The sequence below is a fragment of the Micromonospora sp. LOL_023 genome, from assembly GCF_048060115.1.
Taxonomy (GTDB): domain Bacteria; phylum Actinomycetota; class Actinomycetes; order Mycobacteriales; family Micromonosporaceae; genus Micromonospora_E.
This window is the reverse complement of record NZ_JBHMIM010000067.1, coordinates 25,295-31,294: the sequence shown is the minus strand read 5'-3', so window position 1 is coordinate 31,294 and position 6,000 is coordinate 25,295. Positions and strand designations below refer to the sequence as shown.

Here is a 6,000-nt window from a genome sequence, read left to right as displayed (position 1 = left end):
CGGCCGGGCTGTCGACGGCTCGGGTGCCGCTGCCGGGTCGACCGACACGACCGCGCCGGGCAGCGCTGACCAGGCCGTCAGCAGCGGGATGCCGCTACCGAGTGTGACCATGGGCGTCAGCGCGGGTGTCGACGGTCTCGTGAGCGGTGCTTCGGTCACCGGATCAGCTGGCGACGCCGTTTCGTGGGTCGGCAGTGACACTGGCCAGGAGGGCAACGAGCAGCGGCAGGTCTCGGACGTCGACAGGGCCGGTGCGGCCACCGGCGGCGGTTCGACGGGGGCCGCGGACCGGGTGGGCTGGTCCGGTGGCGAGGGGGCAGCCGCAGCGGCCGACGCACAGGCGGCCGTCGAGGTCGGTGGTCGCAGCAGCAGCGACGCCGCGACGGTGTCCGGGCCCGGCGATGCCGAAGCTGGACCGGTCGACCGGAACGGGCTTACCGGGGGTGTCCAGCCTGCGGAGCAGGCAGCGGACGTCACCGGGCTCCGGCAGTCGGGCCAGGAAGAGGTAGCTACCCGGGATGATTCTGCGGCTGGCCGCACCGAGCGGCCGGTCGTGGGGGTCTCCGGTGGCGGTGCCCTGGCCGCACAGATCGTTGATGCAGGTCAGCGTCCGGCAGACAGCAGCACACGTGCTGAGTCGTCCCCACGCGGTACCGGCGCCACTGCGGTGCCGACCGTCGAGACGACGCCTTCGCCCATCGCTGATGCCGTGCCGTCGTCGAACGTACCGACCACGTCGGCGCAGACCACGGCCCCGGTTGACCACGTGGTTGCGGGCACACCGGAGCGCATCAGCGGGGCCACCGCCAACATGCGGTACGGACTGGACGACATTTCCCAGGCCCGCGGCTCGGCTCTGGACGCCGTGGCGGCGGATGCCGACGGTGGAACCGCCCGCACTGCACGGGTGGACGCCGCGCGGGCGAGCTTCCAGCCGACGATGGACTCGCGCGCGCGTGCCGCGGCCGACCCCGTCCGGTCGCTTCCGCAGCGTCAGGCCGAGTTGCGCGACGTCATGCAGCAGGTGGACCAGGCCCGGCGGCAGATCAAGCAGGTCATCGGCGAGGACCTGGCCCGCAGCGCCTCCGACCAGACGGCACCGAGGTCGGCAGACGCCATGGGCGCGGATCCGCAGATGCGGCAGCTTACCGAGTCTTCGGACATTGCTGCGGTGCCGCAGCAGCATGAACCCGGATACCCGGACGAGCCCGACTCCCACGCCGACGAGGTGCAGGTCGTGCAGGCGCTGTCCACGGCGCAGACGCGGCACACGGCTGCCGACGAAATCGGCCATCGCGTGGCGTTCCAGGCTCTCGCGGCACGGAACGGCCGGCCGGACGAGAACCTGCCCAACCTGTACCTCGCCGCCCGCGTCGATGCGGTACGCAGCCCCTCGCTGCGGGATGAGGCGCGGCGACTACTCGACGCCGGCTGGCGGGAGCAGCTGGCGCGGGCACCCGATGTACCGGTCCTGCTGCCGGGCGGCCCACCGGACGCCGAGGAGGTCAGGGAAGACGTGCGGTTGCGCCAGATTGGGCATCGGGACGCGGTGGCCAGCTCCACGATGGCGTCGCCGTCGGACCGGCCCGGGGTTCTGTTCGACGTCGCCGCGACGCCGCGTGACGACGGCGAAAGCCTCGCGGTGCTGGCCGAGATGGTTGCGGCCGAGATGGTTGCGGCTGAGGCGGCGAACGCGACCGACCCGAACTCCGTCGAGGCTCGGGCGAGGGACTTCACCGTGTCGTTGCTGGCGCTGCTCGACCAGCTGAAGGACGGGCGGTCCGGGCCCGCCGAGGTGGAAGCGTTCGTCACCGCAGGCTACGAACCCCTGGCACCGGACTTCAAACTCGCCTTCCTCGATGCGATCGGCACCTACCACGGTTCACTGCATACGGATGCGGAGAAGGCGGGGGTCGCTGAGATCGCCGCGGCCGTCATGCGGTGCGAATGAGAGCAGCGCTCTCGCGGCGCAGGACGGGCAGCACCTCGGAGCCCAGCAGGTCGAGCTGGTCCAGCACGGTGCCGAGGGGGAGCCCGGCGTGGTCGATCAGGAACAGCTGCCGCTGGTACGGGCCCGCGTACTCGCCGAATCCGAGGACCCGGTCGATCACCTGCTGGGGGCTGCCGACTGTCAACGGTGTGCTGGTGCAGTACTCCTCCAGGGAGGGGCCCCGGCCGTACAGGGGGGCCTGGTCGAAGTAGGGACGGAACTCGCGGATCGCGTCCTGTGAGCGGGGACGGACGAACACCTGACCGCCCAGCCCGACCGTCGCCCGCTCGGCAGGGCCGTGCCCGGCGGCCGCATACCGTTCCCGGTAGTGTGCCACCAGCCGGCGGGTGTGCTCGGGCGGCCAGAAGATGTGGTTCGCGAAGAGTCCGTCGCCGTGTTCGGCGGCCAGCTCCGCGGCCTCCGCGCTGGTCACCGCCGCGTGCCAGACCAGCGGCGGCCGGCCGTTCAGCGGGCGCGGAACCGAGGTGAAAGACGTCAGCGGCGTACGGAACCTGCCGTCGAAGTCCACCGATTCCTCCCGCCACAGCCGGCGCAGCAGGGCGTAGTTCTCCGCCGCCAGGGCGTTGCCGTCGGCGGAGTCGCGCCCGAACCAGCCGAACGCCCGTCCCACGTTGCCCTTGCCGAGCATGAGGTCGGCCCGTCCGCCGGACAGGTGCTGCAACAGCGCGTACTCCTCGGCGACGCGTACCGGATCGTTGGTGGTGATCAACGTGGTCGCCGTGCTCAAGGTCAGCGTCTCGGTGACCGCGGCGATGTGCGCGAGCAGCATCGCGGGGGCGGAGGAGACGTAGGGCGGCTGGTGGTGCTCGCCGGCCGCGAACACGTCGAAGCCTGCCTCTTCCGCCCGCCGGGCGATCGACACCATCGAGGTCAGCCGTTCGCCTTCACTCGGTGCCTGTCCGGTCAGCGGGTCAGGCGTGCGATCCCCGATGCTGTAAACCCCGAATTCCATGCTCTGAGGACGGAGCAGGAGCCCTTTGGGTTCATCACGCCGCCGGACTGCTCCTTCGGGACTCGGTGAGATGGCCCATCTCAATGGCCATCCTGGTCAGCTCGGCCTTGTTGCTCACGTTGAGTTTCGCGCGGATCCTCTTCGCGTACGTGTTGATGGTCGCCCGGGAGAGTCCCATCCGGGTGGCGACCTGCGCGTGGGTGAATCCCGAGGCGATCCACCGCAGGGTTTCGACCTCACGTGGGGCGAGCCCGCCGGGCTCCTCCTCGACCCGGCCGGAGACCTCCGACTGGAACCGGTCGACCAGGTACGGGCACACGTAGAAGCCGCCCTGCACGATGACCCGGATCGCGTCCCGGACGTCGTGCTGCTCGGCGGAACGGCTGATGCAGCCCCGTGCACCGGCCCGGATGGTGGCTAGCAGCGACGGCGAACCGTCCCACACGGAGAACACCAGGGGCGGCCCGATCGCGGACACCTTCGCCACCGTGTCCATCGCGGCCACTGTGAACCGTGGCAGGTCGAGCACGATCGCGTCGTACTCTCCAGCCAGGGGGTGCAGCTCCGCCACCGAGGCGACGGCCGCCACGACCCGCGTCCCAGCGACGTCGGTGGCGAGCTTTTCCACACCCGCCCGGCAGATCGGCTGGTCCGCGACGATCGCTACCTGATACACGGTTCCTCCATGCGCTCTCCCACCTAGGCGGGTACCGGCACTGGAACGGGTTCGGGGCGACGCAGGTTCACGAATCCCGGGAAAGGCGCACTGTGCGCCGAAGAGGGACATGGGATTGTCCCCCGAACCAGGAGGACACTGTCTCCTGTCGTGTCGATCGTGAGGAGAAGCTGACGTGGCAGGGAAGGGCAACTGCGCGGACTTCGTGATCGACGCGGGCAAGGCGTTGTTCCTGCCCGGTGCCGCCCCGGACGTCGTCGATCGCCAGATGCTCGACCTTTTCGGTAGCAGCACGGCGCCGCCGCGCTCGACGACCCTCTTTGTGTCCGCTGCGGATGTGCAGAATCCGGACGTACGGGACTTCCTGCGCCGTGAGCTGGACAAAGACCTGCATCCTACGGTGACGATCTTCGACCCGCAGCGGTCCACCCTGGTGGACGACTTCGCCGTGCTCGACGCGGCGCGTGGCTCCCTCGATGCGGACATCAACCTGCCGCCGACGATGAAGGTGCCGGATGCCGTTGCTGGCGATGTCGTGCAGGTCGACGACTCCCTGCGCCGTCTCGCTCCGGTCTCGACGATCGAGCAGCGGCAGGCGTTGCGGACACTGGCGGACGACTCGGCGCCGGCCGGCCCGGACAAGCTGGCCCGCTACCTTGAGCAGGGGCCGCCCGGTCTGACCGACGGTTCGGGTCCGGTCGCCGACCACTCCGCGATGCTCGGTGTGCCGCACGCGCTCTTCGGCGACCGGCCTGGTCTCGATCTGCCGGCCCTGCTCAGCTCACCGGGACGGGTGTCGCTGGCCGATGTCCGGCGGGCTCTCGACGGCCAGCCCACGGCGCTTGCTCCATCGACGGTGGTGAACGAGCTGGAGAGTGGGCGGGCCTCGGCCGCCCTGGTGCACGGCTGGCCGCCCGGCGCTACCGAGCCGCAGACGCGGTGGCTGTACCGGGACCACGACGGCGCCGTGCGCTGGGGGATCGAGGGCACACCGAAGTTCAACCGGGACGGCTCGACGGACCCGCGGACCCGGTTGCTGGAGCAGCCGCAGACCACCGCGCTTCTACTCGGCCCGGACGGGGCCGCGATCGTGCCCCCCGACGCGCCAGCGGTTGCCTTCGAACCTGTCCCGAGTGACCTGCACCTGTCGGTCCGCAGTCGGGCGTCCGGCAACTCGATCCTTCTCGGGCCCTGGGACGACGACTTCGTCGGCCCGAACCAGCGGCAGATCCGCCAGGTGGCCGAGTCGCTGGACCAGCTGAACGTCCCGCTGAACGTCCGGCGCGGTGAGCCCCGCGAAGGGCTGTCCACTGTCGAATCCGCTATCGCTGACGCGCTGCACATGACGCTGGAGAACAACCGCGACATCCGGGTCGTGGTGGCCACCGAGGCGAACGACCAACTGACGTGGCTGGCCACCCAGCGACATCAACGCTCGTCGGTGCATCCGGTGGACGAGGGCTGGAAGAGGCTATGGGTCGCCACCGGGCCGGACGGACGGTCGGACCGGTACAGCGACCCCTTGGACGCGCTGCGGCGCGCGACGACGCTGGCGGATCCCCTGCCCGACACCACGATGCCGGAGGTCCGGGCTCTGCTGGCGTCTGGCACCTGGAAGGACGCCCAGGCGTTCTTCCGCGACCACATCGACCGTTTGCGCACTCCCGATGCCGTGGACGAGGTGGTCCGGATGGTCCGGCAGAACACCGAACTCAGCTTGCGCGGGGACCGGCTCGGGGACGGCCTGATCCGGGACAGCCCGTTCTTCGTGCCGGACGTCATCACACCCGCGTTCGCCATGGTGCTGAAGACCGCGGTGAACGCGGGCGGCGACGCGATGCCGTCGATCGAGCCCCGGAAGCCGTGGCTCCTCGACGAGATCGGGCCACACACTCAGCGCGCGGACGAGAATCTGTTGTTCGGCTACCTCACCGACCGTCCACTGAACCTGTCCAGCCCGGTGGGCGAGTACATGACCGGCCTGCTCTGGCTCCGCGAGATGGTGCAGGCCATGCTCAGTGCGGCCACCGGCATCACCCCGCAGGACGGGTTGTCGGTGATCAGGGCGAAGGGTGAGCTGGACGGCGAACGGGCGGCACGAACCCCGGGGCAGCCGGAGCAGTTGCGGGCGCACGCGGTTATCGCCGAAAATTTCATGGGCATTCTCTTTCCCGACCAGGCCAGCCATTCCGAGGCGGAGCGGCTCCTCGACGCGATCGACTGCCTGACCGGCGAGGACCGGGTGGCCTGGTATTACATGATCAAGCACATGGCCAAACCGTTCCGGCCGGCTGAACAAGACGTGAACAGGCTCAGGGATCGCATTTCGAACTGCGCCCAGTAGGCCGATTCGTAGGAGTA

At 70.0% G+C, this 6,000-nt stretch carries 4 protein-coding genes; 2 read left to right on the top strand and 2 right to left on the bottom strand.

Annotation, left to right across the window (positions count from 1 at the left end; genetic code table 11):
- Window positions 1–139 precede the first annotated feature (139 nt).
- Entirely contained in the window at window positions 140–1,951 is a 1,812-nt protein-coding gene (locus ACFHVL_RS26890; protein WP_416631222.1) for a hypothetical protein, read from the top strand.
- On the opposite strand, the gene ACFHVL_RS26885 is transcribed toward ACFHVL_RS26890, so the two are convergent.
- Together ACFHVL_RS26885 and ACFHVL_RS26880 are read right to left on the bottom strand one after the other, a co-directional pair.
- Window positions 1,935–2,963: a CE1758 family FMN-dependent luciferase-like monooxygenase gene (locus ACFHVL_RS26885; RefSeq protein WP_416631221.1), complete on the bottom strand. Its 1,029-nt coding sequence runs from the start codon at window positions 2,961–2,963 to the stop codon at window positions 1,935–1,937. The genes ACFHVL_RS26890 and ACFHVL_RS26885 overlap by 17 nt on opposite strands.
- A gap of 34 nt (window positions 2,964–2,997) precedes the next feature.
- Entirely contained in the window at window positions 2,998–3,639 is a 642-nt protein-coding gene (locus ACFHVL_RS26880; RefSeq protein ID WP_416631220.1) for a LuxR C-terminal-related transcriptional regulator, read from the bottom strand.
- 175 nt (window positions 3,640–3,814) lie between these two features.
- Here ACFHVL_RS26880 and ACFHVL_RS26875 point away from each other — a divergent pair, with 175 nt between their 5' ends.
- Entirely contained in the window at window positions 3,815–5,983 is a 2,169-nt protein-coding gene (locus ACFHVL_RS26875; protein WP_416631219.1) for a hypothetical protein, read from the top strand.
- Window positions 5,984–6,000: the final 17 nt, after the last annotated feature.